Below are 25,568 nucleotides of genomic sequence, written 5' to 3' on the forward strand. Positions count from 1 at the left end.
TCATGCCCGGACGCGGCCCCGGCCGACCACATGACCTGGTGGACCGGATAGCCCGGGCCGTCGCCGAGAACGACCCGGTCACGCTGGAGATCCTGTTGAGCGCACTGGAGGCGGTGGCCGATCCGCCGATGCTGGCCCGCCTGGACGCCGCGATGGGCCGGGTGACGGTCCCGCGCCAGCAGCGTTCGGCTCGGGCCGGCGGGCGCTGACGGGCCCCCGCCGCCGGTTTGCCCGTCCGCCGCCAGGGCACCCGCCTGTGGCCGCGAGGACTGCCCGTCCGCCCCGGACCTGCCCGCCCCCGGACCTGCCCGCCCCGTCGACCGTCCCCGCCCGAAGAAAGGGTGCACGCCGCATGACCACCCAGGCCGCCCCCGCCGCCCCCGCCGCCCGGCTCGACGTCGACCCCGACCGCTGGCCCGACGTCGCCCGCGTTCCCCACGCCCCGCTGCGCGCCGCTGTCGCCGGGCGTCTGCTGCGCCGCGTGGCCACCCGCCGCGGCCTGCGCGTCGAGCTTCCCGGCGGCCGTACCCTGCGCCCCGCCCCTCCCGGCGCGCCGACCATGCGCCTGAACCACCCCCGCGCGTTCCTGAACCGGGTCGGCGAGAGCGGGCTGATCGGCTTCGGCGAGGCGTACCAGGCGGGGGACTGGGACAGCCCGGACCTGGTCGCCCTGCTCACCGCGCTGGCCACCGCCCCCGAGACCCTGGTGCCGACCGGCGCGCAGTGGCTGCGCCGCCTGTACGTCCAGCGCCCGCCCGACGACGAGCTGTCCACCAGCGCCAACGCCCAGCGCAACATCCACCGGCACTACGACCTGTCGAACGAGCTGTTCTCGCTGTTCCTCGACGACACGATGACCTACTCCTCGGCGGTCTTCCCCACCGACCCGGCAGGAGCCCCGGTCGCGACGTGGTCCGCCCTGCCCGCCGCACAGCACCGCAAGATCGACCACCTGCTGGACCTCGCCCGGGTGGGTCCCGGCACCCGGCTGCTGGAGATCGGCACCGGCTGGGGTGAACTGGCCATCCGCGCCGCCTCCCGGGGCGCCACGGCGGTCAGCCTCACCCTGTCCGAGGAACAGCTGGCCCTCGCCCGGCGCAGGATCGCCGACGCCGGCCTGGAGCACCGGGCCGAGGTCCGGCTCTGCGACTACCGAGCCGCCGACGGCGAGTACGACGCCGTCGTGAGTGTCGAGATGATCGAGGCGGTCGGCCGCCCGTTCTGGCCCGAGTACTTCCCCACGCTGGACCGCGTCCTGGCCCCCGGCGGCCGGGTGGCCCTGCAGGCCATCACCATGCCGCACGACCGCATGCTCGCCAGCAGCCGCACCTACACCTGGATCCTCAAGTACATCTTCCCCGGCGGCCTCATCCCCTCCGTCCAGGCCATTGCCCAGAGCGCCCACCGCCACACCGCCCTGCGGGTCACCGGCGCCCGGGCCTGGGGACCCCACTACGCCGAGACCCTGCGGCTGTGGCGCGAGCGGTTCACCGCCCAGGAGCGGGACGTCGCCGCGCTCGGCTTCGACCAGGTCTTCCGGCGGATGTGGGAGCTCTACCTCGCCTACTCCGAGGCCGGGTTCCGCACCGGCTACCTCGACGTCCGGCAGATCCTCCTGACCCGTGAGGAGTCCGCCCGACGGACGCTCCACCCGGACGGGTGAGAGGAGCACGCCTGAGGATCCGATCGCCCCCGTGTCCAAGAAGGCAGGGGGACGAACCACACCCTGGACCGCTGATCGAGGAGCTCCCTTCCATGACCGCCCTTCTGCCCTCCGCCGGCGCTCCCCGTGCCCACGGCGAAGGCGCCGCCCCCTGCACGAGCTTCCACTGCACGGTGGACCACATCGGGGACGGACTGGTCCTGACGCCCTGTGGAGACCTCGACGTCGCCGCCCTGCCCCACCTGGCGGGGCCGCTGTGCCGGATCGGCCCGGGCACGCGCTGGGTCCATCTCGACCTGAGCGCGGTCGGTTTCATGGACTCCAGCGGGCTGAGCTTCCTCTCCCGCCTGCAGAGCCGATGCGCCCGGGCCAGGGCCCGACTGGAGGTGGCCGGCCTGCGGACCCAGCACCGGCAGTTCCTGGACCGCGCGCGCTTCACCCTGCTGGTCCCGGCCTCCTCCTGAGAGGGGCACGTCGATCCTGCGGCTGTCCCCCGAGGTGCGGTCCCGATCGTGCTCCGACGACCTGCGCAGTGGGCGGGGACGGAGCCTGAGAGGTGCCAACCGGCCAGGCCCCGTCCCGCACGTGTGCGGTCCACTCGGGTCGGACGCACGCGCAGCCGGACTTCGTTGCAGCGGTCCGCCCGGTTTGGTGCAGCCGCCACAGCTCACCCGAACGGCCCCACCGGGCCACCGCAGCCGACGTGCACGGCCCCGACGTGGCGGCTTCCCCGCCCGGGCCCGACGTCCGCCGTCCCGGGGTGGGGCCGGTGGGGCGACAGGGCGGCGACCGGGCCGCGACCGTGCGCGACACGATCGCCGCCGGCGTCGAGTGCGCGCGCCTGCCGCAGGCGCCCGCGGCAGCGGAGCACGTACCGGCTACCCGGCCCCAGGAGACGGGGCGGAGGCGATGAGGCGGTGGTACTCGGCCGCCAGGGACTCCGCCATGGCCGACGCCGAGAAGCGGGTCGCCACGCTTCGGCGGCCCGCGGCCGCGACCCGGGCGAGCTCGGTGTCGGTGAGGTCGGCGAGTGCGCTCAGCCGCTCCGCGAGGGCGGCCGTGGAGCCGGTGGGGAGCAGGAACCCGTTGGCGCCGTCGCGGATGTAGTGGGGGACGCCTCCGCGCTGCGGTCCGGCCGCCGGGAGGCCGGAGTCCATCGCTTCGAGGATCGCGAGGCCGAACTCCTCCTTGGCACTGGGGCAGACGTACAGTGTGCGGCCGGCCCGGTCCGCGGCGGCGAGGGCTCGTTCGAGGATCCGCACCCGGCGGTTGGGCAGGGCGGGCCACAGGGCGATGCGGCGGCGTGCCTGCGGGTGTCCGGACAGGAGCTTGGCGATCCTGGCCCGCATTTCCTGCTCGACGGGCGTGGCGGCGGCGGTCGGCGATCCGCCGATCAGCAGCATCGTCGTCGACCGGTGCAGCTCCGCCTCGAGCCAGGCCTCCACCAGCCGGTCCTGCTGTTTGACGGGATGCAGGCGGCCGACGCTGAGGATGAGGCGCATCCCGCGCGCCGAGGTGTCGATGCTGTCGGGGCGGCCCCCGTCCTGGAAGAGCCGGCCGAGCAGGGCGTCGGCGACCCGCGCGTCGCCGGGTCGCGGGGTGAAGGGCGGGATGCCTTCGGGAGGAGAGGCGATGCGCCGGCTGCCCGGTGCGGGCCGCAGCTGGGGGAAGTGGGCTGACAGGTCGTCGGCGCCGCTACGCCCGGGGATGGTGACCAGCAGATCGGAACGGGCGACGAGGCGGTCGGCGACGAATATCCGGTGCAGGTCCAGGCGCAGGGCCGCCGCCGGTTCGCTCCGCGAGGCCCCCGGCACGCCCTGGTGCCGTTCGGCCATGGTGCGGTGCGGATCGGGCGTGGCGGTGAACACGAAGCGGAAGCCGCACCGTCGTGCGGCGTCGGCGACGGCCAGCGAGTAGTCGTCGGCGAAGCGGGCGTGCACCACGTCCGGTGCGGCGCCGGGCAGCCCCAGAAGGCGAGCTGCCCACCAGGAGATGGCGGGACGCAGACACAGGGCGGTAGCGGGATCGACCGGGTCGCTGCCGGGCACCGGGATCCCCAGCGCCCAGTGACCGGAACCGATCTGTTCGACCAGCTGGCGGCCGCGGCGAAGCCGGGAGGCGTCCAGGAGGACGACGGTGAGGACCCGTGAGACCCGGCGGGTGGCCGCCATGGCGTCTCCGAGGCCGGCGACCAGGACGCTCATCCCGCCGCTGAGGCCCACACCGGGCTCGCTCAGGTGCCCCGTCATCATCGACTGGGCCGTGACCAGGCCGGCCGCCGGCCGGGCCGGCAGGCCTCGAACGGCCCGCCGGAAGTCGGCACCCGGCGAGGCCCCCGGGTCGGCGCGGTTCCAGGCGGCCGACAGCAGCAGCGACTCGTACGGGTCGGAGGTGGCCGGGCGCGTCGGCAGCACGTCGTGGCCGCCCGGCAGGCCGGAGAGGTGACGCAGCGCCGCGTGCCGCTCCCACCGGTCCTCGCTGCGCGCGCGGGCGGCGCATTCGGCGGCGGTGAGCGGCCGGAGACCATGAGCCTCCGCCAGGTCGAGCAGGCACGCCGCCTCCGCCGCGGCGACGGGCAGCAGCAGCCTGCTGCGCAGCGCCGCGCTCGCGCGGTCCCGGTGGCCCGCGGCGACGGTGACCGCCCAGGCCTCGGCGAGAGCGCTGCGCAGCATCGGGTTGCCGCCGGCGGCGGTCACCAAAGCCAGGGGATCGTGCGCCGTGCCGGCCCGCGCCGCTCGGCGCAGCTCGGCCGCCCGCAGGTCGTCGGGAGCGAGCGTGTGGGTTCCGAGGCGGTCCGCGCCGCGGCCGTACTCGGCCCGGGTGAGCAGCGACAGGAGGTCGTCGCCCTCCGGGACCGGCGCACCGGGATTCCACCAGTGGTGCCGCCACCGGGCCACCGTGTCGAGGACGGCCGGGCCTGCGGCGCTGATCCGGTCGGACGGGCTGGGGGTGTCACGCGGCATCGGGGTGGGCCCTTCGTCGGTGGCGCTGACACTCAGCTTCGGAACCGGGGCCCCGAGCGGATGGGACGGGCTCCGAAAGGCCGCTCGGCCGGGCCGGTGGGGGGCACGTGGCATCATCGGGAAGCACCGGCACCTCCGTTCGGTCGTCGCCGGCGTCCGCGCAAACGCGCCGGAACCGGAGGATCCCGTGCCCCGAGTCGTGGTCGTCAGCCCGCCCTTCCGCTCGCACGCCGCACCGCTGGCCGTTCTGGGCGCGGCACTGCGCGACGCCGGGGCCGACGTCACGCTGGCCTGCGCACCGGCCTTCGCCGACCTGGCCCGCGACCACGGCCTGGGCTTCGCCGAGCTCACCGTCACCCGCAACGCCAACAACGGCATCGCGGAACGGACCGAGCAGGCCGGCGGCGAAGCCGAACGGCTCCGGGAGTTCCTGGACGCGACCCGCGACGGCGCCGTCGCGGCCCTGCTCGCCCAGGCGCGGCACCGACGGGCCGACATGCTCGCCGACCCCGACCGGATCCTCGCGGAGATCCGCGACCTCGACCGGAAGGCGCGCCCCGACTGGTACCTCGTGGACCAGCTCAGCTACCCGGTGACGCTGGCGATGCACTGCCTGGACCTGCCCTACGCCACGTTCTGCCCCGGCCACCCCAGCTACATCCCGGCCGGCCCGGAGGCGTACTTCGGACTGCCCTACGCCTGGCCGGACTCGGTCCGTCCCGAGCCGGCGGACCTCGTGCGACTGCGGGACGCGGCGGCCGTGAACGACCGGGCGTTCACCGAGGCGTTCCGCCGCGTGGTCGGGCGGCACTCGCCCGGGCGGCCGCTCCCCGAACGGGCCTTCGCGCTCTGCTCGCCGCACGCCGTGGTGTTCAACTACCTGCCGCTGCCGTGGCTCCCGGCCGCCCCGTCCGGCCCGGTGGCCGTCTACGCCGGTCACTGCACGGCGGAGTCGCCGAGGACCGGGCTCGACGAGGGCTGGCAGGCCACCGTCGCCCGCCTGACCTCCGGCGGACGCCCACTGGTCCTGATCGCGTTCGGTACCTTCCTCTCGGCCCGCCACGACGTCCTGCGGACGGTCACCCGGGCGGCGCTCGACGGCACCGGGGCGTCGGTGATCGTCGCCGCCGGTGACCGGGTCGGCGAGTTCGCCCACGATCGGTGGCCGGCGGCGTCGCCGGAACGGCTGTACGTCGCGGAGTCCGTGCCCCAGCAGGCGCTCCTGGCGCACGCCGCCGTGATGGTCCACCACGGCGGCAACAACTCCTTCACGGAGTGCCTGACGGCAGGCGTTCCGGCGCTCGTCCTGCCCTTCTCCAGCGACCAGTTCGCCATCGCCCACGATCTCGAGCGCGCCGGTCTCGGCCTCTCGCGCGACCCGAACACCCTCGACGCCGAGACCGCCGGCGCTGCCCTGCGGGACCTGCTGGCGACCGGCGGGCACGGCACCGGCGCCCGGCGGGCCGAGGCCCTGGCCGCCGGCCCGCACCGGGCGGCCGACCAACTGCTCCGCGTCATGCGAGGCGCTCCCCGGGCCACCGCACCGTCGTAGCCCCGCCGCCGGGCGGCCTATGGGTGCGCAATCGATGCGACTGCCGGTCCGGCAGCTGCGGTGTGCACCCTGAGGTCCGGGGGGATCTCGACGAAGACAGGGAGTTGATCACCATGATGATCGTCCGCAAGCTTCACGAAGCCGGTGTCACCAGCGAACACGCCTACGCGGCCGCGCTCGGCTCGGTGGGCCTTTCCCTCGCGAGCTGGGTCGTGTCGATGAAGGCGGAGCAGGCCGGCGTCGAACGGGCCGACCGATGGGGGATCTTCGTCGGTGAATGGGCACCGACCTTCTTCGGCCTGGGTCTGGCCCTCGCGCAGTACGAGACCAGGGCGACGGCCGGCGAGGCGGGGGACCACCGCAGCGCCTGGTTCGGCCGCGGCGCGGGTACCGCCGAAGCCGGCTGAGTGCCGGCACCGGCCACGCCCGCCCACCGGTCGGGCAGGCCTGGATCCGACCCCGGCCCGGTGCGCGGAGCACCGGGCCGGGGTGTCTCTCAGCGGGCACCGGCGATGCGGGCGTGGATGCATCGCACGTTGCCTTCCGTACGGCGGTGCCATCGGCCCCGCCCCGCCCCGTCGCACCGGCGCGACACGCCAAACGGTGCGTGATCGCTGCAAGTGTCGGGCCGTTCCGGGGCCTGTGAACGTGGGAATCCGGAGGCACCGGCCTCCGGATACGCGAAGGAGAGCTGTCATGGACTTCCGCGACGAGCTTCCCGTCGACCACCGACTCGCGAGGGTCTACCGGGTGGGTGCGGGCCTGTGCGGCGTTGCCCTGCTGGTGTTCGGCTGCCTCGGCCTGTCCGACGGCCTGGCGTTCTTCAGCACCACCGGAGAGCGCGTGGCGGGCCTGTCGAGCAACGGCCTGCTCAGCCTGATCTCGATCGCCACCGCCGTGGTCCTGATCACCGGAGCCGTGATCGGCGGCAACACCGCCTCGACGATCAACATCGTGGTGGGCGGCCTGTTCGTGCTGAGCGGGTTCGTCAACCTCGCCCTGCTCGACTCCGGCGCCAACGTCCTGGCCTTCAGGATCCCCAACGTCGCCTTCAGCTTCGTCATGGGCCTGATCATCGCCACGTTCGGCATGTACGGTCGCGTCAGCGCCAGGTTGCCGCTCGACAACCCCTACTGGCGCCACCGCCACCCCGAATCGGTGCCCCCCGGCGTGACGGGACAGCTCGCCTCCCCGCCCGGGCGAACAGGCATCGCCGGCCCCGCACACTGACCCGCGAGGTAGGGGGGAGGCCGGCCCTGAAGACGCCTCACTAGCCTCCCGTTCCGGGTGATCCCTTGAACGGACCGCGGATGCGGGAGGTGATCCACCCGCCGTAGAAGTCGCCGGGCTGCGCCGACACCCGCTCGTCGCCGACCAGGCACTCGTCCACCCGTCCGGGGTAGAACGCGAGGGCTCCCCGGATCGGCTCGAAGCCCGGCAGGGGTTCCGGATAGCTCCAGGCGGCTCGGGCACTGACCCGACCGTCGAGCTGCAGGTCCCAGTAGCAGGCCGTGCCCTTCCACTCGCATCGCGTCCGGCCGGCGGCCGGAACCAGCAGATCCGTGCGCACATCCTCGGCGGGCAGGTAGTAGACCGGCGGGTGACTGGTCTCCAGCACCCGTACCGACCGGACGGAGTCGGCCACGACCACGCCGCCGAAGGCGACACGGATCCGCTGGGCGCACGGCACCGCCACCGGAGGGCGGGGGTACTCCCAGACGGATTCGGTGCCGGAGTCCTCGAATCGCATGTCCCTCTCCCTCCGCGGCTGGTGCACTCACCGGCCAGCTTCGCTGCCGCGGACGGCGGACGCCTCCCGCGGCGAATGCGCAGCGTTCCGGCGAGCAGCGCCCGGACGGGGTCCGGACGCCTCGACCGTCCGGGCCGCCGTCGGAGGCCGACCTCCCCGGCACGCTGCACGAGCGATGCGAGAGGAAGCAGGCGAGCGGGCAGTGCCACGCTCGAACCGTCACCGTCCACGGAGGGACGCCATGGCAGTCCACCTCAGCACCGGCGAGCTGCGCGCCCTCGCAGCGCTCGAGGTCTCGCTCAGGACCACTGATCCGGCGCTCGACCGGCTTCTGCGGCGCCGCAGAAGCCTGCTGAACCGGCTCTCCTGCCAGCCCCTGGCCCTCGTCGTGTGGGTCGCGGCCGCCGCCGCCCTGACGGCGTGTTCCCTCATCTGCGCGGCGGCCTTCACCGCCGCCGCTTGCGCGCCGGCGCTCCTCGGCGCCGCCGCGACGGCACTCGGCTTCCTGCGACTCCACCGCCTCGCACGACGCTGATCCACCCGCTCCGAGGGGCACGGCGTTCGCGGATCCCGCACCCGTCGCGCCCCACTGGTCCGTTCCGCCGCTTCCGCCGGAGGGAGGCCAGGAGGGAGGCCAGGAGGGAGGCCAGGAGGGAGGCCACTCACCCGCCCGCCTGTCCGGGCCCCGACCGGGAGCCCGGGAACGACACACCCGAGGAGAGGGAGATGGACATCAGGGGAGCGAGAGTCCTCGTCGTGGGAGCCACGGGGGAGCTCGGGGGCCGACTGGCCGTCCTTGCCGCGGACGGTGGAGCGCGAGTCGTTCCCGCCGGCCGGGACACCGGGCGGCTCGACGCCGTCGCCCGGCGCATCGGCGCGCCGGACACGCTGGCGTTCGACGCCTACGACCTCGACCTGTGCTCCGCCCTCGCCGAGCGGGCGGCCCGGCACCTGGGCGGCCTCGATGCGGTGGCCGTCAGCATCGGCGCGGTGGCGTTCGGACGGTGCGAGGAGCTGCCCGCCGGCATCGAGGAGCATCTGATGACGGTCAACGCGCTGGCCCCGCTGGCGGTGCTGCGCGGCGCGATCCGGGCCATCCGCCCCGGTGGTGCCGTCGGCGGCGTCACCGGGATCGTGGTCGAACGCCCGATCGCCACCGCCGGCGCCTACCGCGCATCCAAGACCGCACTGACCGGATGGCTGGAGACCGCGCGCCTGGAACAGCGCAGGCACCACCTCACCGTCCTGGAGGCGCGACCACCCCACCTTGCGACGGGCTTCGCCGAGCGTGCCGTCGCCGGAACCCCGCCGCGCCTGCCCGCAGGGGCGGACCCGCAGCCGTGGGCGGCCGCGATCCTCGAAGCCCTGTTCTCCGGGGCCGAGCTGCTGCGCCCGGGCCCCGACGGCAGCCCGCTGCCGTCCGCGCTCGCGAGGGCTGCCACCCCGTCGTGAGGTGCGGAAGGTGCCGCCGGGCGGGATCCGGCGGGCCCGTCACCCCGGCAGTCGGGCTCCGGGTGCCCAGCCGAGAGGTCGCCGGGCGAAGGGGCGGCTGCGGGGGTGGCCGCACCGTGCGCGGTGCGGCCACGAGTGCCGGTCGTCAGTAGACGTACAGGTGGGTGGTCAGGTTGGTGAAGGAGACTGCGGTGCCGCTCTTCCACGCCCGGAAGCCGGTGCCCTTGGTGAGGTCGGCCTCGAAGGTCGGGCCGCTCTCGTAGCTGATGCCGTACTGGTGGGTGCTGCGGCCGGCGTTCACCAGCTCGGTGGCCATCCTGACCATCTGGTACGGGTGGCCGGTGGTGGGTGCGGCGGAGGAGAAGACGTCGCTCCAGCGGCTGCCCACGGTGCCGGTGCCGGGCGAGTAGGCGGGCTTGGGGGAGGTGACGGTCCAGGTGGCCGGGTTGTAGCTGTCTCCGCTGGTCAGGTAGGACCAGTTGACGTTGTCGACGGACCAGTAGCCGCTGTGGGTGCCGATGGTGGCCGAGCGCAGGTCGAGGACGGAGACGCCGTTGGTGCCGACGACGGTGTCGGTCTCGCCGGTGGAGCCGGGGTTGGTGACGACGAGGGCGGTGTCCTCGTCGATGCCGAAGGCGCGGGTGTGGCCGGTGTCGGCGGCGAGGCGGGTGATGCGGCCCTCGCGGCCGCGGGCGGCGAAGTGGGTGTCGAGGAGGCCGGAGGTGAAGAAGTCGAAGCCGCCCTCCGGCCGGTAGGTGAGGTCGTCGGGGTAGCCGGCGCTGACGGAGGTGTAGGAGCCGTAGCGCAGGCCGTCCCAGCTCTCGCCGCCGGTGACCATGTCTCGGCCGTTGGCGATGGTGGTGCCGGCGCTGGTGCCCATGATGGCGGCGCCCGCGGCGAACCTGGCCCGGATCGCCGCGAGGGCGGGGGAGTCGCCGTTGTCGCTCCTGAGGAGGGTGGCGACGAGGCGGCTCTGGTCTCCGCCGCCGAAGAAGAAGCCGGTCATGGAGTTGATCTGGTTGACGACGCCCTGGCTGGCGTTGTTGGAGACGTGGTCGAGGTCGATCGGGATCCACTGGGCGTCGGCCGCGCCGTAGGTGTTCTTGAGCAGGTCGACGTAGTACTTGCCGTTGCAGACCGAGTTGTTGCACGTGGCGGGGTCGTCGGCGTTCGGGTCGTCGGTCGGGGTGTCGGAGGCCGCGGTGATGACGCCGATGGGTGCGGTGGCGGTGCCGCCCGCCCTGGTGATGAAGGTGCCGTACACCGCGGAGTTGGTGGCCGCGACCGCGCCGCCCGCCAGGATCAGGCTGCCGGTGGCGGGAGCGGCGGCCTGGGCGCTGGTGGTGGGCGACGCGAGTGCCGCGGCCAGCGCCATGGCGGCGATCGCGGGTCCGGCCGCGCGGCGGCGCGCGGGGCGTGCGGACACGGTCAGGCGTGCGGACATGGTCATGTGTGCTCCTGTGGGGGGAGGCGGGGCCGGCGCCGGTGGCGGGCCCGGCAAGAAGGGCTGCGTCCGCCCGGAGAGGGGCCGGGCAGGACGAGTGGTGCGCTTCCCGAGTGATGGCTGCACTGCTGGGCGCAGCAACGGAACATACAGATCGGCACGTGACGGCGATAGATGTAACGAGCGGCCGAGGTGAAACCTTGACCATCCCCGACCCTCTGGGTGTCCGTCAGGGGTTTTCCAGGGCCTCGCGGGGCGTTACCGATTCGTAGTCTTCATTACATATGGCCATCAAGATGGTTTACCTGTAACGTCCTGGCACGCGGCGCAGCCCCCCTCGGCGCCGCTCAGGTTCTCGAAAGGTTGCTCCGTGAACTCCTCTGCTGCTCGCAGATCGGCCCTGCCGGCCGCCCTCGCCCTGTGCGGCGCCCTCGCCCTGACCGCCTGCGGGAGCAAGGGGTCCGAGACCCCCGCGGGTGCCGGTGCCGCGGTCACCGTCGCCGGCGTCTCCATCAGCCCCGACGCCGCCCTGCACGGAGCGCTCCCCGAGGCCGTCCAGAAGGCCGGCAAGGTCCGGGTCGCCACCGACATCCCGTACCCCCCGTTCGAGATGTACGTGGCCGAGGGCAAGAGCGAGATGACCGGCCTCGACTACGATCTCGGCCAGGCCCTGGCCGCGAAGCTCGGCGTCAGGTTCGAGTTCCAGGCCCAGAAGTTCGACGGCATCGTCCCGGCCATCCAGGCCGGCAGGTACGACGCCGCGATCAGCGCCATCACCGACAACAAGGAACGCGGGAAGGTCGTCGACTTCGTCGACTACTCCGTCTCCGGCACTGGCATCATGGTCGCCAAGGGCAACCCCGACAGGATCGTCACCCTCGACGACCTCTGCGGGAAGAAGGCCGCCGTCCAGACCGCCACCAACCAGCAGAAGCTCCTCGACAGGCACCAGGAGGCCTGCAGGAGCGCGGGCCGGGCGCCGATCGAGATCCAGGCGTTCCCCAAGGACTCCGACGCCCAGCTCGCGTTGCGCTCCGGCAAGGTCTCCGCCGACGTCCTCACCAAGCCGGCGGCCGGCTGGACCGCGAAGACCGCCGACAACGGCGCCGCCTTCGAGGTCGTCGACGATCCCGCCGCACAGGGCGGCTACAACGCCTCCCCGAACGGCATCGCGATCAGCAAGAGCCTGCCGCAGCTCACCGACGCCGTCCAGAAGGCGCTGCAGTCGCTCATCGACGACGGCTCCCTGGCCAAGATCTACGACAAGTACGGCGTCGCCTCCATCGCGGTCAAGTCGGCCACCAGGAACGGCGCGGTGGACTGACATGGCCGCCACCGCACACCGCTCCCCGGGCACCCTCACCGCCAGCGGCGCCGAGGACCTGACCGCCGTGCCCGTGCGCCACTGGGGACGCTGGAGCGCCGCCGCCCTCGCCCTGCTCTCCCTGGTCGGGTTGATCGGCTCCCTCGCCAAGAATCCCAACGTCCACTGGGACGTCGTCGGCCACTACCTCGTCGCCGACCTCATCTTCGACGGCCTGGTCACCACCCTGTGGCTGACCGTCGCCGCCATGGCCGTCGGCCTGGCGCTCGGCACGCTGGTCGCCGTCATGCGTCTGTCCGGCAACCCGGTCCTGTACGGCCTGTCCACCCTCTTCGTGTGGCTCTTCCGCGGCACCCCGCTGTTGGTCCAGATCATCTTCTGGGCTTACGCCGCCGCCCTCTACAAGCACCTGATGATCGGCATCCCGTTCACGACGATCACCTTCGTCGAGTTCGACACCAACCAGCTCCTCACCCCGTCGATCGCCGCCCTCCTCGCGCTCGGCCTCAACGAGGCCGCCTACGCCTCCGAGATCGTCCGTGCCGGCATCCAGTCCGTCGACCCCGGACAGACCGAGGCCGCCCACTCCCTCGGCATGAAGCCCGCCATGACGATGCGCCGCATCGTCCTCCCGCAGGCGATGAAGGTCATCATCCCGCCGATGGGCAACGAGACCATCAACATGCTCAAGACCACCGCCTACGTCTCGGTGATCCCCGCCCACGACCTGATGTCCAACATCCAGGACGTGTACGCGCAGAACTACCAGGTCATCCCGCTGCTCGTGGTCGCCGCCCTGTGGTACCTCGCCCTGACCACCGCCCTCAGCGTCCCCCAGGCCTGGCTCGAGCGCCGCTACGGCCGCGGCACCGGCCGCGGCTCCCACGTCTCCCCGCTGCGCCGGATGTTCGTCGGCGTCGCCGACTTCCTCCCGTCGAACCGCAACCGGAAGGGCTGATCAGATGGCCCAGCCCATGGTGCACGCCCGGGGCGTGCGCAAGCACTACGGCAAGGTCGAGGTCCTCAGGGGCATCGACCTCACCGTCGAACGCGGTCAGGTGTGCTGCCTGCTCGGCCCCTCCGGCTCCGGCAAGTCCACCTTCCTGCGCTGCATCAACCACCTGGAGAAGGTGGACGGCGGCCGGCTCTCGGTCGACGGCGACCTGGTCGGCTACCGGCAGGCGGGCAACCGGCTGCACGAGCTGCGCGAGTCGGAGGTGGCCGAGCGCCGCCGGGAGATCGGCATGGTCTTCCAGCGCTTCAACCTCTTCCCGCACCTGACCGCGCTGCAGAACGTCACGGAGGCGCCGGTCCGGGTCGCCCGGACGAACCCCTCGGACGCGAGGGCCGAGGCGCAGCGGCTCCTCGACCGGGTCGGCCTCGGCGATCGTGCCGACCACTACCCGGCGCAGCTGTCGGGCGGCCAGCAGCAGCGCGTCGCCATCGCCCGGGCACTGGCGATGAAGCCGAAGCTGATGCTGTTCGACGAGCCCACCTCGGCGCTCGACCCGGAGCTGGTGGGTGACGTCCTCGACGTCATGCGCGACCTCGCCGCGGACGGCATGACGATGGTCGTGGTCACCCATGAGATCGGCTTCGCCCGCGAGGTCGGCGACACGGCGGTGTTCATGGACGAGGGGGTCGTCGTGGAAGCCGGCGACCCGCGCAAGGTCCTGGTGGACCCGGAACAGGAGCGCACCAAGGCGTTCCTGTCCAAGGTCCTGTGAGCGCCCCCGCCGAACCGGCGAGCCGCACGGGCCTGGCCGAGCTTTCGGCCGCCGCGGCGGAGGTCCTTCCCCGCTACCTCGACGACCTCGCCGAGCTGGTCGCCGTCGACTCCGGGTCCCACAACGCCGACGGCGTGAACCGGGTCGCCGGCTGGTTCGAGCGCCGCCTGCGGTCGGTCGGGTTCACCACCGAGCGCATCGCCCCCGACGAGATCGACGGACGGCGGTTCGGGGACGTCCTCGTCGCCCGGCTCGCCGGCTCCGTGCCGGTCGAGGACGGGGGAGCGCGGATCGTCCTCGTCGGGCACATGGACACCGTGTTCGAGGACGGCACGGCCGCCGCCCGCCCGTTCGAGGCCTCCCGGGACCTCGCGCACGGGCCCGGCGTCAGCGACGACAAGGGCGGCCTGCTGGCGGGTGTCACCGCTGCCGAGCTCCTCGTCCGCCACGGCCGGACGGCCTTCGCCGAGCTGGTCGTCCTCGCCACCCCGGACGAGGAGATCGGCTCGCCGGCCAGCCGGGCGTTGACCGAGCGCACCGCGGCCGGGGCGGACTACGCGCTCGGCCTGGAGTGCGCCCGCGAGAACGGCGACCTGGTCATCGAGCGCAAGGGCGTCGCGGACCTGCTGGTGACCGTCACCGGCCGGGCCGCCCATGCCGGGATCGAGCCCGAGCGCGGCGCCAACGCCGCCCTCGCCGCGGCCCACCTGGTGGTGGCGCTGCAGGCGCTCAACCGCCGCTGGCCCGGCGTCACGCTCAACGTCGGGGTGGTGCGGGCGGGCACCCGGACCAACATCGTGTGCCCCGAGGCCGAGCTGCAGGTCGAGGTCCGCGCGGCGACCACCGCGGGACTGGCCACGGCCATCGCCGAGATCCGCCGGGTCGCCGCGCGCACGGCCGTGGAGGGCACCGCAGCCCGGGTCGACCAGCTGGACCTGTGCCCGCCGATGGAGCACACCCGGGAGGCGGCCGGCCTGCTCGCCGTCGCCCTGCGGACGGCCGCCGACCTCGGCCTGCAGGTCCACGGCGCCTCCACGGGCGGCGTCGGCGACGCCAACTTCCTCTCCGGCCTCGGGGTGCCCACCCTCGACGGCCTGGGCCCGGTCGGCGGCGCCGACCACACCCCCGAGGAGTGGCTCGACACCTCCAGCGTGCCGCCCCGGATCGCCCTCCTGGCCGCGCTGATCGAGCGCCTCGGTCGTCGCTGACACCCGGCGACCGACACCCCCGGGCCCGATCCGCTCCGGCCCCCATGGCCGGCCCGCCGGGCTCCTCGCCCGAACCCGAGCGGGTCACCGTCGCCGGGTGGGCGCTTCCCGTGGCGCCCGCCCGGCGATGCACGGTTCCGATCCCAAGACCCCTGGAGTTCCCCGGATGAACCGACACCTGCGCACCCGCAGCGGGCGCACCGCCCTCACTCCACCCCGCCGCGGACTGATCCCACGGCCCCGCGGACTGATCCCACGGCCCCGCGCCGCCCCGCGCCGCAGAGGCACTCCCGCTCGGTGATCTCCGCAGCCCGGCACTTCGCTAGGCTGCGGAGACAGGTTCCGCAGCGCACCACCCACGATCCACCCGCAGCCGGGAAGGGAAGCCCCGCCCATGCCCACCGTCACGCTCGCCGAGGACATCCGCCAACGGCTCGGCGACTGCAGCCCCGCCGAGCGCAAGGTCGGCAGGATCCTGCTCGCCGGGTGGCCGGCCGCCGGATTCGAGACCATCGCCACCCTCGCCGAGCGTGCCGACGTCAGCGCCCCCACCGTCATCCGGTTCGTCAACCGGCTCGGCTACCGGGGCTTCCCCGACTTCCAGGCGGCGCTGCGCGCCGAGCTCGACGAGCGCCACGCCTCGCCCGTGACCCTCTACACCAGCGGCAACTACGGCAACGCCGGAGCGGACACGGCCGACCCGCGGGCCGGCGCGGCCGGGCTACTGGCCCACAGCCGCGAGGTCTTCACCGCGGCCGTCGACCGGACACTCGCCGAGGTCACCCCGCACGACCTCGACCGCGCGGTCCAGCTGCTCGCCGACCCCAAAAGGCGCATCACGCTCGCCGGCGGCCGCTTCACCGACCTCTTCGCCCAGTACCTGGGTCTGCACCTGATGCAGGTCCGCGACAACGTCCGCTTCCTCCCCGACCGGGCCGTCGAGCGCACCGCGCTGCTCGCCTCGCTCGCCCGCCGCGACGTCCTCGTCGTCTTCGACTACCGCCGGTACGAGGAGGACAAGGTCACCGCCGCCGAGCTGGTCCGGGAGGCCGGTGGCCGCGTCATCCTGTTCACCGACACCTGGCTCTCCCCGGTGAGCACCCACGCGGAAGTCGTCTTCTCCAGCCAGATCGGCGCCCCGTCCCCGTACGACAGCCTGGTGCCCACGCTCGCGGTCGTCGAGAGCGTGGTCGCCGGACTGATATCGGAGCTCGGCGACCGGGCGCACGAGCACATGCGGCACAGCGAGGAGATCGCCAACCGCGCCGGCCTCACCTGACCGCTGCCTCCGGGGGAGCCGTTCGCACGGTCAGCCGACGGGGGGTCCCGGAGCCGGCGCCGTCCGCGCCGGACCCGGCCGGGCCGCCCGGGAGCGCCGCGCAGCCCGTGTCCCTTTCGCTGCACCAACGCGGCATGTGGGCGGGGGACGCCGTCCGTCGCAGCATGGGGGGTCGCAACTGCATCCGGTCGGGAGGGACACCCGTGATGATCGAACCGGTGACACGCGCGACGCCGCGGCGGGTGGGCTTCCCTCTGCTGTCGCAGTACTGGCGCAACGTGCTGTTCCTCCACTGGCCGGTCAACCCCCGGGCCGTCGCGCACCTGATGCCGCCGGGCGTGGTCCCCGACGTCTGGAACGGCACCAGCTGGGTCGGCCTCGTCGCCTTCGGCATGGAGAGGCTGGGGCCCGGCCGCTCGGGCGGAGTGCCCTGGTGCGGGACCTTCCCCGAGGTCAACGTCAGGCTGTACTCGGTGGACGGCCAGGGTCGCCGGGGAGTGGTGTTCCGCTCACTCGACTGCCCACGGCTCGCCGCGGTCCTCGTCGCCAGGGCGGCATTCGGTCTGCCCTACCGCTGGTCACGCACGCACTGGACGGCCGACGGCGACGTGCTGCACCTCGCCAGCCGGGTGCGGAGCCCTTCACGGCACCCGGCCGCCTGCGTGCTCGCCGCCGGCATCGGTCCGCGGCTCCAACCTCCGGGCCCGCTCGCCGACTTCCTCACCGCACGGTGGGGTCTCCACACCCAGGCCCTCGGCCGCACCGTGTACCTGCCGGTCGAGCATCCGCAGTGGCCCCTGCACGAGGCCGCCGTCCTGCAGCTGGACCAGGATCTCGTCCGGTCCGCAGGCGTCGAGGTCGACGGACCGCCGACGAGCGTGCTCTTCTCCCCGGGAGTACCGGTGAGGTTCGGCCCCTGGACCCCCTGACCTCGCTCCGCGGTCCTGTGCTGCTCAAGACGGCGGCGGGCGGTGCATCGAGGCGCCAGGCGGCCGGACCGCCCAGGGGAGCGGCCCAGGGCCCCCGTCGGTGCGAGCTCCCCCCCGCCCGCCGGGAACCGTCGAGGTCACCGCCGTACGGTGATGCCGTCGCTGCTCCGGTCAGCCCGCCGGGCGGGAAGACCCGCCGCCGGGGCGGTGCTGAAGGTCGATCGGGTTCTCCCCGTCGTTCGGAGGCAGGGTCGGAGCGGGCACGGTGCTCGGCGCCGTTGCGACGGGAGCACGGCTGCCTGCGGGTGCGGACCCCGGCGAGGCCGTCCGGGTCGGGGCTGCGGTGCTCCCGGGAGGCCGGAGGGCGGTCGTTCCTGCACCCGTCGAGGGCGACCCCGGTGCCGGTGCCGGTTCGGCGGGAGCCCCGGTGGACGTGGGGCTGCGGATGTCCGCCGCCGCCTGGGCCGTGCTCCGGGCGGGAGAGGTGGGCGAGGTGGTGGGTGTCGGCGACGCACCGCCGCCGGATCCGCAGGCCGGGGTCAGAAGCAGCAGGAGTGCGCCGGCCGGGGCGGCGAGGGTTCTCTTCACGGTCGGGCGTCTCCGGTCTCCTACGGTCCCGGGTTTGGACGTTGGTGGTGCCGCGCCGGTTCCGGAACGCCGGTGCCCGGCCCGCTCGGGGTGAGCGGGCCGGGCACCGGTCGGTCCACGCCGGAGGCGGTCAGTCCTGGTCGTCGTCACCCCGGTTGGCGTCGTCCTCGTTGAGGGCGCGCAGGTTGACGGCCCAGATGCCGCGCCCGAAGGTGGCAGCGTAGAGCTTGCCGTCGGGGCCGGTCTTCAGCTGCTGGACGGAGGTGGTGGGCAGTTCCTCCCCGAGCACCGAGAAGGTGGTCTCGCCGGGCGCGCGGTAGAACGCGGCCAGGTCGGTGCCCAGGGCGAGGCCGCCGTCGGGCAGGAGCTTGACCGAGGTGGCCGGGACGTCGGGCAGGTTGGCCGAGACGTCGGTCCAGGTGGCGCCGCCGTCACGGGTCTCGAAGAGGTGGCCGACACCCGCGCCGGGGCCCTCGGTCCACGTCCGCGAGAAGCCGTTGAAGGCGACGAAGACGTGCCGGGCGTCCTTCTCGTCCACTGCGAAGGAGGAGATGTAGCGGTTCGGCAGGGTGCCGTCGACCGGCAGGTCGAGCTGGTGCCAGCCGGTGCCGTCGGTCCTGCCGACCGCGATGCCGCGGCTGAAGCCCTGGTTGTTGCAGGGGCCGCACCAGCCCGCGTACACCGTGCCGTTGACGGTGGCGACGGCCGTGGCGACGTGCCCGGCGCCCAGGTCGTAGGCGCTGGTCCACTCGCTGCCGCTGCGGATCGCGTAGCCCTTGTGCTGCACCCAGACGTGCCGGCCGCCCGCGATCCAGGTGCCGACGTCCTTCGGGTCACTGGTGATCGGCGCGATGAAGCGGGCGGAGCCGGTGTCCTTGTCGGGCGGGGCGACCTCGTACGAGGTGGCCTTCGACGGGTCGGTGGACCAGCTGCCGTCGTTGACGGCGCAGTTCTGGGTGACCCACACGTCGAGGTAGACGTACTCCTCGGCGATGTTGCAGCCGTTGTCCGGGTCGACCAGGGTGTCGGCGCCGTCGCCGCCGAAGTCGGAGCCCATCACCTTGTCGTGGGCGCGCAGGACGGACTCGCCGTTGTCCTGGAGGCCGCCGCTGACGACGACGCCCTTGCCGGTGCGGTCCGCCGGGTCCTTGCCGACGCCGACCGAGTAGTACTGGAGGGTGTCGATGGTGCCGTCGGCGAGGGACTTCCAGTCCTTGGCGTGCCCGCCGGAGTCGACCGCGCCGTTCACGGGGCGGGAGTAGATGCCGCCGTCGTTGCCGACGTACACGCTGGTCTTGCCCTTGTACGAGCCGATGGCGACGGCGTGCTGGTCGGGGTGGGTGGTCGGTGAGCAGTCGCCGGTCTGCTTGGTGGGGTCGATGCTCCAGCACGGGAACGGGAAGTTCCAGTAGGGGCCGGGGACGGTCCAGGTGGAGCCGCCGTTCCTGGTCTCCAGCACCTCCTCCAGGCCGGCGTACAGGTGGTCCGGGTTGGCCGGGTCGACCTGGAGGAACTGGTTGTACCAGGACTGGATGCCCGGCTGGTAGCCGGGGCCCTGGAGGGCCGAACCGGAGTTCTTGATCTTGTCCTTGTCCGCGATGAGCGTCCACGGGCCGGACGGGGAACCGGACTTGGAGACGTAGATGCCCTTGAGACCGGTGTCCGGGTTGTGCGCCATCACGTCCGGCGACTGGTCGATCGCGTAGTAGCGCGAGCCGTCCGCCGAACGGGCGAAGGTCACGTTGCCGACGTTCGCCGCGTCCGTCGGAAGCTCACCCAGCGAGGCCACCCGCTGCCAGCTGCCGTCGGCGGCCTTGCTGTAGAAGCCGTTGTAGGTGTCGCCGCCGCGCCAGCCGACCGCCAGGATCACCTTGGACGGGTCCTTGGAGTCGATCGCGATGTCGTTCGCGATGTTCTTGTAGGGCGCGCTCGGGTCCTTGGCCTTCGAACCGCCCGGCAGGTAGTCCGGGTTGGGCGCGAACTCCAGCGTCCACGGGCCGGAGAGGTCGGTGGTGGAGTGACTCCACACGCCCCTGCTGGTCGCCGCCCACACCGTGCCGCCGCCGAAGCGCAGCGCGTGGACGATCGTCGACTCCAGCTCGGCGCCACCGACCCGGTTGCCGGGCTGGAACCGGCCGTGCTTCGGGTCGGCGAGCACGTACACGCCGGTGCCGACGTACGAGGTGGCACCCGTGTTCGACTCGCCGGTCGCGTACCAGAGCCGCCCGCCGCCGTCCAGGTTCAGCGTGCCCGTCGACAGCGACGGCAGGTTGTCCGCGATCGGCTCCCAGGCGCCGCCGCCGGTGCTGGAGCGGAAGACACCGCCGTTGGCGCCGCCCGCGTACACGTAGCCGTCGTCGTCGGCCGCGATACCGGTGATGCGGCCGGTGACGTTGCCGGCGCCGCCGCTGGAGTTGGAGTTGACGTCGCGGTACCGCGGATCGTCGGAGTTGTACGGCTTCTTGGTGACGTGCTTCCAGGTGCCGTCGGTGTGCGGCATCGACTGGAGCTGCGACCAGGCCGCGCCGTAGGCACCGGGTGCGACCACGCCGGGGGCCGTGCGGGCCTCGGTGTACTGCGCGACGCCCTCGGCGGAGTTCTCCGCCTCGTCCGCGCCGCCGTCGCCGTCGCCGCCGGGGGTGTCCGCCTTGGCGGAGAAGGCGGGCGAGGCGGTGCCCGTGCCCTGGACCTTCTCGGCGTGCTTCTGGCCGACCCGGGCCTGGTGCTCGGCCTGGTGCGGGCGCGGCTTGGGCGGCTCGGACGCGGCGAGGGCCTGGGTGGTGGTCAGTCCGAGCGCGGTCAGGGTGACGGCGGGCAGCAGCAGCCGTCGGCGTTGCCTGTTGGGCACGATGATGGTCCTCCCCATGCGGCGGGTCGCGCGGTCGCGCGGCTCCGGCGGATCCGGTCGAAGCTTCGCGGGTCGTGCCAGCCGGCGTGAAGGGATCGCGCATAACGAATCTCTAAAACCAAGTCAGTTGAGAGAGTTGAAGCGAAACAGAAGGCCCCGCCCTCCCGCGAGCGCGGCGGGAGGGCGGGGTGGGAACGGTCGGCGGCGGACGGTCGCGGGCGGAGTCGGAGTCCCTGCCCGGTCGGGCGCGGTGCGGAGCACCGGGCCCCTACGCGCCGTCAGAGACCGAGGATGCGGGCGGCGTTCTCCTTGAGGATCAGGGGGCGGACCTCCGGCTTGACGCCGAGGGCGTCGAAGTCCGCCAGCCAGCGATCGGGAGTGACGACGGGGTAGTCCGAGCCGAACAGCACCTTGTGCCGGAGGAAGGAACCGGCGGCCTTCACGAGCTGCGGCGGGAAATACGTCGGCGACCACCCCGACAGGTCGATGTACACGTTGGCCTTGTGCGTGGCGACGGAGATCGCCTCGTCCTGCCAGGGCACGGACGGGTGCGCCAGGACGATGGTCAGGCCGGGGAAGTCGGCGGCGACGTCGTCCAGGAGCATCGGGTCGGACCAGCGCAGTTTGATGCCGCGCCCACCGGGCAGGCCCGCGCCGATTCCGGTCTGCCCGGTGTGGAACAGGGCGGGGACGCCCAGTTCCTGGATCGCCTCGTAGAGCGGGTAGTGCTCGCGGGCGTTCGGCGCGAAGGCCTGGAGGCTCGGGTGGAACTTGAAGCCGCGGACGCCGTGGTCGAGGACGAGCGAGCGGGCCCGGGCGACGGCGTCGGGCCGGTGCGGGTCGACCGAGCCGAACGGGATGAGGACGTCGCGGTGGGCGGTCGCCGCCTCGGCGATCTCCTCGCTGGACAGGGCGGGATGGCCCAGGCCCGTGGTGGCGTCCACCGTGAAGATCACCGCGGCCATGCGGCGCTCGCGGTAGTACGCGGCCAGGCGCTCCACGGTCGGTGTGCGGTCCTGGCCGGACCTGAAGTAGGCGGCCGAGGCGTCCATCAGCTCCGCGTCGAGCGCGAGGTGGCCGTGGGCGTCCTGCTCCACGTGGACGTGGAAGTCGATGGCGACCGGGTCGGCGGGGTTCATCGGAGTGCTCACAGGTGGTCGGTCCGGTTCTTGGCGTCGAGGAGGAGGGAGAGGAGGGCGTCGCGTTCCGCGACGAGGTCGGCCTCCGCGGCTCCGGCCAGCTCGTCGACGACGCCTTCGGCTATCGCGCGCGTCAGCTCGGGCGTGAGTCGCGGGGCGCCGAGGTCGGCCCACCACTCCTCCATGGGCGGGCCGAGGTGCTCCAGGACGTGCGCGATGCCGCCCCGGCCGCCCGAGAGGTGCTGGTTGAGGAAGGGCCCGAGCAGTGCCCAGCGCAGGCCGGGGCCGTGGGCGACGGCCGCGTCGATGTCGGCGACGCTCGCCGCGCCGCGCTCGACCAGGGAGTACGCCTCCCGCCAGAGCGCGGCCTGGAGGCGGTTCGCGACATGGCCCGGCAGTTCCCGGCGCAGCCGGATCGGACGGCGGCCCAGACTGCGGTAGAAGCCCATGGCCTCGTCGACGGCGGCCTCGCCGGTCCGCTCGCCCGGTACCACCTCGACCAGCGGGATGAGGTGGGGCGGGTTGAACGGGTGTCCCACGAGGACCCGTTCGGGATGAGCCGGGCAGGCCCGCTGGATCCGCGACGGCAGCAGCCCGGAGGAACTGCTCGCCAGGATCGTCCCCTCCGGGGCGGCGGCGTCGAGGACGGCGAAGATCTCGTCCTTCAGGTCGGGACGCTCCGGGCCGCTCTCCTGGACGAAGTCGGCGTCCGCGACGGCCTCGGCGAGGTCGGGGGTGAACGACAGCCGGCGCTGGTCGGCGGCGACGGCCGCCCGGAGCCGCTCCTGCGCGCCGGGCGCGGGATCGCTGGCGACGACCTCGTGCCCGTACAGCAGGAAGAGCGTGGCCCAGGATGCCCCGATGACTCCGGTGCCGACGACGGCGACCCTCACGACGCACTCCCGCGCGCGGTACCGGCGGCCCGCCCGGCGGCGTACGCGACGAAGGGGTCGAGGGAGCGCGGGTCGGCGAGGACGTCGGCACCGAAGACGGACTGGGGAGGCGCGCCGAGCAGGATCCGCTTGACCGGCACCTCGAGCTTCTTGCCGGTGCGGTTGCGCGGGACGGCCGGCACCCGCTCGATCACGTCCGGGACGTGCCGCGGCGACAGTGCCGACCGCAGCGCGCGGGCGATCCTCGTACGGAGGGCGTCGTCCACCTCCGCGGGGCCGGAGACGAACAGCAGCAGCTCCCCGTTGCCGCCCTCGGGATCCTCGATGTGGACGACGAGACTGTCCTCGATCTCGGGAAGGTCCTCGACGACGGCGTAGAACTCGGCGGTGCCGAGCCGGACCCCGCCCCGGTTGAGGGTGGCGTCGGAGCGTCCGGCGACGACGCAGTGGCCCTCGGGCGCGAACCGGACCCAGTCGCCGTGCCGCCATACGCCCGGGTACTCCTCGAAGTACGCGGCCCGGTAGCGGGAGCCGTCGGTGTCGCCCCAGAAGCCGACGGGCATCGACGGCATCGGCTCGGTGATCACCAGTTCGCCCAGCTCGCCGACGACCCGCCGGCCCTCGCCGTCGTAGGCGTACGCGGCGACCCCGAGACAGGGGCCGGAGATCTCCCCGGCGCGCACGGTCTGGAGCGGGCTGCCCTGGAGGATTCCGGTGCACACGTCGGTGCCGCCGCAGCCGACGTTGAGGAGGACCTGCTCCCCGAACTGCTCGGCCACCCAGCGGAAACCGTCGGCGGCGAGCGGGCTGCCCGCCGCGCCGAGCTGCCGCAGGCGCGACAGGTCGAACTCCTCGGCGGGCCGGATCCCGGCCTTGCGGCAGGCCATGAGGTAGCCGGGGCTGACGCCCATCAGCGTCGTCCCCGTCTCCTGCGCGATCCGCCACTGCTCGCGCAGGTCGGGATGGACCGGATTGCCGTCGATCATGACGATCGAGGCGCGCACGAGCAGCGCCGAGACCAGGGTGTTCCACAGCATCCAGGCGGTCGTGCTGAACCAGAGCATCCGGTCGCCCGGCTTGAGGTCCCAGCTCAGCGCGTTGTTCTTCAGGTGCTCCAGCAGGATCCCGCCGTGCCGGTGGACGATCGCCTTGGGGATGCCGGTGGTGCCGGAGGAGAAGAGCACGAACAGCGGATGGTCGAACGGCACGGGCTCGAAGGCCGGTTCGGCCGGTGCGGCCAGCAGCTCCGGCCAGCCCAGCGCGTCGGGGAGGGCGTTCGGTCCGTACGGGACGTGGACGACCCGTTCGACGGTGGGCAGCCGGGAGGCGATCTCCGCCACCTCGGTACGGCGGTCGACGTCCCGCTCCCCGTAGCGGTAGCCGGCGACGGTCAGCAGCACCTTCGGTTCGAGCTGGGCGAACCGGTCCACCACGCTGCGCGGGCCGAACTCCGGGGCGCAGGCCGCCCAGACCGCGCCGATGCTCGCGGTGGCGAGGAAGGCCACCAGCGTCTCCGGGATGTTCGGCAGGTAGGCGACGACCCGGTCGCCCTTGCGGACCCCGAGGCGCAGCAGCCCGGCGCGGGCCCGGGCGACCTGGTCACGGAGCTCGCCGAAGGTCAGTTCGATCGGTGCCCGGGTCTGGGAGCGGGCGACGACCGCGACGGCGTCGAGGTCCTCCTCGCGGCCGAGCGCGTGCTCGGCGTAGTTGAGGGCGGCGCCGGGGAACCACTCCGTGTCCGGCATCGACCTGCGGCCCAGGGTGGCCGTGGGCGGGGTGTGGGGGCGGACGTCGAAGTACTCCCAGATCGACGACCAGAAGCCGTCCAGGTCGGTGACGGACCACTGCCACAGGCTGTCGTAGTCCGGGAAGCTCAGCTGCCGCCGGGACTCCAGCCAGCGGAGGTAGCGGCCGATCTCCGACGCGTCCCTGGCCGAGGGGCCGGGGGCGCTGAGGATCTCGCTCATCGGGCGTCCTTCCCGTGGGAACCGTGTGCGGCGGAGACCTTCGCGGCGCGGCCGTCGAGGAAGGCGCGCATCCGCTCCTGGGCGTCGTGGCTGCCGGCCGCGACGGCCGACATGAGGGATTCGAGCAGCAGGCCGCCGGCGGGCGAGGCTTCGGCGATCCGGGGGAGCGCCTGGAGGACGGCGAAGTTGGTCAGCGGTGCGTTGGCCGCGATCCGCTCCGCGAGCTCCAGGGCCCGGGCGCGCGCCCCGCCCTCCTCGGTCAGGTACTGCGAGAGTCCGGCGGCCTGGCCCTCGGCGGCGTCGAGGACGCGGCCGGTGAGCATCATGTCCGCCATCCGGTGGGCGCCGATCAGCCGGGGGATCCGGACGGAGCCGCCACCGCCGACGAAGAGTCCGCGCTGTCCCTCGGGCAGCGCGTAGAACGTGGACGGCTCGGCCACGCGGATGTGCGCGGCGGCGGCCAGCTCCAGGCCGCCGCCGATCACCGCGCCCTTGAGCGCGGCCACCACGGGCACGCGCCCGCCCTCGATGGTGTCGAAGACGCGGTGCCACATGAGGGAGTGCTCCAGCGCCTCCTCGGTGGACCGCTCGGTCAGCTCGGCGAGGTCGAGTCCGGCCGAGAAGTGATCACCCTCGGCGTCCAGGACGACGGCTCGGACGTCCGTGCCCGGCTTCCGGAAGAACTGCTCGACGCCCAGCACGGTGGCGTCGTCGAGGGCGTTGCGCTTGGCCGGGCGGCGGAGCGTCAGGATCGCCACCCCGTCGCGGCGGTCGATGGAAAGCGTGGTCAAGAAGGGCTCCTCGATTATCAGGAATCCTGAGTATCGAAGAGCGTCTCGCCG

General features: G+C 73.4%; 22 protein-coding genes. 14 read left to right on the forward strand and 8 right to left on the reverse strand.

Annotated elements, in window-relative coordinates:
• The first annotated feature begins 2 nt into the window (after positions 1–2).
• The 3 genes from MCM47_RS29880 to MCM47_RS29890 all read left to right on the forward strand — a co-directional run bounded on the left by MCM47_RS29880 (position 3) and on the right by MCM47_RS29890 (position 2,127).
• Positions 3–209 carry a hypothetical protein gene (locus MCM47_RS29880; RefSeq protein ID WP_238865109.1) on the forward strand — a complete coding sequence of 69 codons (207 nt, stop codon included), beginning with the start codon at positions 3–5 and terminating at the stop codon, positions 207–209.
• A gap of 143 nt (positions 210–352) precedes the next feature.
• A complete protein-coding gene (locus tag MCM47_RS29885; protein ID WP_238864801.1) occupies positions 353–1,663 on the forward strand; it encodes a cyclopropane-fatty-acyl-phospholipid synthase family protein in 1,311 nt (436 codons plus the stop codon).
• Positions 1,664–1,755: 92 nt separating this feature from the next.
• Positions 1,756–2,127: an STAS domain-containing protein gene (locus MCM47_RS29890; RefSeq protein WP_238864802.1), complete on the forward strand. Its 372-nt coding sequence runs from the start codon at positions 1,756–1,758 to the stop codon at positions 2,125–2,127.
• 414 nt (positions 2,128–2,541) lie between these two features.
• Here the strand turns inward: MCM47_RS29890 and MCM47_RS29895 are convergent, their stop codons facing one another.
• On the reverse strand, positions 2,542–4,626 hold the full coding sequence (locus MCM47_RS29895) for a glycosyltransferase family 4 protein (RefSeq protein WP_238864803.1): 2,085 nt from the start codon (positions 4,624–4,626) through the stop codon (positions 2,542–2,544).
• Positions 4,627–4,813: 187 nt separating this feature from the next.
• Between MCM47_RS29895 and MCM47_RS29900 the strand changes: the two genes are divergently transcribed.
• The 3 genes from MCM47_RS29900 to MCM47_RS29910 all read left to right on the forward strand — a co-directional run bounded on the left by MCM47_RS29900 (position 4,814) and on the right by MCM47_RS29910 (position 7,408).
• Positions 4,814–6,178 carry a glycosyltransferase gene (locus MCM47_RS29900; RefSeq protein WP_238864804.1) on the forward strand — a complete coding sequence of 455 codons (1,365 nt, stop codon included), beginning with the start codon at positions 4,814–4,816 and terminating at the stop codon, positions 6,176–6,178.
• A 116-nt stretch (positions 6,179–6,294) separates the two neighbouring features.
• A complete protein-coding gene (locus MCM47_RS29905; RefSeq protein ID WP_238865071.1) occupies positions 6,295–6,585 on the forward strand; it encodes a hypothetical protein in 291 nt (96 codons plus the stop codon).
• Between the two features lie 289 nt (positions 6,586–6,874).
• Positions 6,875–7,408 (forward strand): DUF4383 domain-containing protein, encoded by a 534-nt coding sequence (locus MCM47_RS29910; RefSeq protein ID WP_238864805.1) that lies wholly within the window; start codon positions 6,875–6,877, stop codon positions 7,406–7,408.
• 40 nt (positions 7,409–7,448) lie between these two features.
• Here MCM47_RS29910 and MCM47_RS29915 read toward each other — a convergent pair whose 3' ends face one another.
• Entirely contained in the window at positions 7,449–7,928 is a 480-nt protein-coding gene (locus MCM47_RS29915) for a DUF427 domain-containing protein (RefSeq protein WP_238864806.1), read from the reverse strand.
• Positions 7,929–8,169: 241 nt separating this feature from the next.
• Between MCM47_RS29915 and MCM47_RS29920 the strand changes: the two genes are divergently transcribed.
• Both MCM47_RS29920 and MCM47_RS29925 read left to right on the forward strand, forming a co-directional pair.
• The gene (locus MCM47_RS29920; protein ID WP_238864807.1) at positions 8,170–8,463 is read left to right on the forward strand and encodes a DUF3040 domain-containing protein; all 294 of its coding nucleotides are present in this window, start codon (positions 8,170–8,172) and stop codon (positions 8,461–8,463) included.
• A gap of 191 nt (positions 8,464–8,654) precedes the next feature.
• Entirely contained in the window at positions 8,655–9,380 is a 726-nt protein-coding gene (locus MCM47_RS29925) for an SDR family oxidoreductase (protein ID WP_238864808.1), read from the forward strand.
• A 145-nt stretch (positions 9,381–9,525) separates the two neighbouring features.
• Here MCM47_RS29925 and MCM47_RS29930 read toward each other — a convergent pair whose 3' ends face one another.
• Positions 9,526–10,830, reverse strand: a complete 1,305-nt coding sequence (locus MCM47_RS29930) for a cyanophycinase (protein ID WP_238864809.1) — start codon at positions 10,828–10,830, stop codon at positions 9,526–9,528.
• Between the two features lie 364 nt (positions 10,831–11,194).
• On the opposite strand from MCM47_RS29930, the gene MCM47_RS29935 reads away from it, so the two are divergent.
• From MCM47_RS29935 to MCM47_RS29960, 6 genes are all read left to right on the forward strand, one after another.
• Complete coding sequence (locus MCM47_RS29935; protein ID WP_238864810.1) at positions 11,195–12,148, forward strand: ABC transporter substrate-binding protein; 954 nt, start codon at positions 11,195–11,197, stop codon at positions 12,146–12,148.
• 1 nt (position 12,149) lies between these two features.
• A complete protein-coding gene (locus MCM47_RS29940; RefSeq protein WP_238864811.1) occupies positions 12,150–13,106 on the forward strand; it encodes an amino acid ABC transporter permease in 957 nt (318 codons plus the stop codon).
• 4 nt (positions 13,107–13,110) lie between these two features.
• Complete coding sequence (locus tag MCM47_RS29945; RefSeq protein ID WP_305068043.1) at positions 13,111–13,875, forward strand: amino acid ABC transporter ATP-binding protein; 765 nt, start codon at positions 13,111–13,113, stop codon at positions 13,873–13,875.
• Positions 13,872–15,083 (forward strand): M20 family metallopeptidase, encoded by a 1,212-nt coding sequence (locus MCM47_RS29950; protein WP_238864812.1) that lies wholly within the window; start codon positions 13,872–13,874, stop codon positions 15,081–15,083. The genes MCM47_RS29945 and MCM47_RS29950 overlap by 4 nt, the downstream gene beginning before the upstream one ends.
• A gap of 394 nt (positions 15,084–15,477) precedes the next feature.
• Positions 15,478–16,362: a MurR/RpiR family transcriptional regulator gene (locus MCM47_RS29955; RefSeq protein ID WP_238864814.1), complete on the forward strand. Its 885-nt coding sequence runs from the start codon at positions 15,478–15,480 to the stop codon at positions 16,360–16,362.
• Between the two features lie 218 nt (positions 16,363–16,580).
• Positions 16,581–17,291, forward strand: a complete 711-nt coding sequence (locus MCM47_RS29960) for a YqjF family protein (protein WP_238864816.1) — start codon at positions 16,581–16,583, stop codon at positions 17,289–17,291.
• 718 nt (positions 17,292–18,009) lie between these two features.
• Here the strand turns inward: MCM47_RS29960 and MCM47_RS29965 are convergent.
• From MCM47_RS29965 to MCM47_RS29985, 5 genes are all read right to left on the reverse strand, one after another.
• Entirely contained in the window at positions 18,010–20,727 is a 2,718-nt protein-coding gene (locus MCM47_RS29965; RefSeq protein WP_374209234.1) for a glycosyl hydrolase, read from the reverse strand.
• A 278-nt stretch (positions 20,728–21,005) separates the two neighbouring features.
• Positions 21,006–21,866, reverse strand: a complete 861-nt coding sequence (locus MCM47_RS29970; protein ID WP_238865080.1) for an amidohydrolase family protein — start codon at positions 21,864–21,866, stop codon at positions 21,006–21,008.
• Positions 21,867–21,874: 8 nt separating this feature from the next.
• Entirely contained in the window at positions 21,875–22,759 is an 885-nt protein-coding gene (locus MCM47_RS29975; RefSeq protein ID WP_238864823.1) for a 3-hydroxyacyl-CoA dehydrogenase NAD-binding domain-containing protein, read from the reverse strand.
• Positions 22,756–24,726, reverse strand: coding sequence for an acetoacetate--CoA ligase (locus tag MCM47_RS29980; protein WP_238864825.1), 1,971 nt, complete (start codon positions 24,724–24,726; stop codon positions 22,756–22,758). Before MCM47_RS29980 ends, MCM47_RS29975 begins: the two co-directional genes overlap by 4 nt.
• A complete protein-coding gene (locus MCM47_RS29985; protein WP_238864827.1) occupies positions 24,723–25,517 on the reverse strand; it encodes a crotonase/enoyl-CoA hydratase family protein in 795 nt (264 codons plus the stop codon). The genes MCM47_RS29980 and MCM47_RS29985 overlap by 4 nt, the downstream gene beginning before the upstream one ends.
• Positions 25,518–25,568: the final 51 nt, after the last annotated feature.

It is taken from the genome of Kitasatospora sp. A2-31 (assembly GCF_022288725.1).
Classification (GTDB): domain Bacteria; phylum Actinomycetota; class Actinomycetes; order Streptomycetales; family Streptomycetaceae; genus Kitasatospora.

What these genes read in the sequence shown, in the direction of transcription:
- MCM47_RS29895 (WP_238864803.1), bottom strand. Translation starts at nt 4,626, where the DNA reads ATGCCGCGTGACACCCCCAGCCCGTCCGACCGGATCAGCGCCGCAGGC.
- MCM47_RS29905 (WP_238865071.1), top strand. Translation starts at nt 6,295, where the DNA reads ATGATCGTCCGCAAGCTTCACGAAGCCGGTGTCACCAGCGAACACGCC.
- MCM47_RS29915 (WP_238864806.1), bottom strand. Translation starts at nt 7,928, where the DNA reads ATGCGATTCGAGGACTCCGGCACCGAATCCGTCTGGGAGTACCCCCGC.
- MCM47_RS29885 (WP_238864801.1), top strand. Translation starts at nt 353, where the DNA reads ATGACCACCCAGGCCGCCCCCGCCGCCCCCGCCGCCCGGCTCGACGTC.
- MCM47_RS29925 (WP_238864808.1), top strand. Translation starts at nt 8,655, where the DNA reads ATGGACATCAGGGGAGCGAGAGTCCTCGTCGTGGGAGCCACGGGGGAG.
- MCM47_RS29890 (WP_238864802.1), top strand. Translation starts at nt 1,756, where the DNA reads ATGACCGCCCTTCTGCCCTCCGCCGGCGCTCCCCGTGCCCACGGCGAA.
- MCM47_RS29940 (WP_238864811.1), top strand. Translation starts at nt 12,150, where the DNA reads ATGGCCGCCACCGCACACCGCTCCCCGGGCACCCTCACCGCCAGCGGC.
- MCM47_RS29910 (WP_238864805.1), top strand. Translation starts at nt 6,875, where the DNA reads ATGGACTTCCGCGACGAGCTTCCCGTCGACCACCGACTCGCGAGGGTC.
- MCM47_RS29970 (WP_238865080.1), bottom strand. Translation starts at nt 21,866, where the DNA reads ATGAACCCCGCCGACCCGGTCGCCATCGACTTCCACGTCCACGTGGAG.
- MCM47_RS29920 (WP_238864807.1), top strand. Translation starts at nt 8,170, where the DNA reads ATGGCAGTCCACCTCAGCACCGGCGAGCTGCGCGCCCTCGCAGCGCTC.
- MCM47_RS29880 (WP_238865109.1), top strand. Translation starts at nt 3, where the DNA reads ATGCCCGGACGCGGCCCCGGCCGACCACATGACCTGGTGGACCGGATA.
- MCM47_RS29980 (WP_238864825.1), bottom strand. Translation starts at nt 24,726, where the DNA reads ATGAGCGAGATCCTCAGCGCCCCCGGCCCCTCGGCCAGGGACGCGTCG.
- MCM47_RS29955 (WP_238864814.1), top strand. Translation starts at nt 15,478, where the DNA reads ATGCCCACCGTCACGCTCGCCGAGGACATCCGCCAACGGCTCGGCGAC.
- MCM47_RS29930 (WP_238864809.1), bottom strand. Translation starts at nt 10,830, where the DNA reads ATGACCATGTCCGCACGCCTGACCGTGTCCGCACGCCCCGCGCGCCGC.
- MCM47_RS29945 (WP_305068043.1), top strand. Translation starts at nt 13,111, where the DNA reads ATGGCCCAGCCCATGGTGCACGCCCGGGGCGTGCGCAAGCACTACGGC.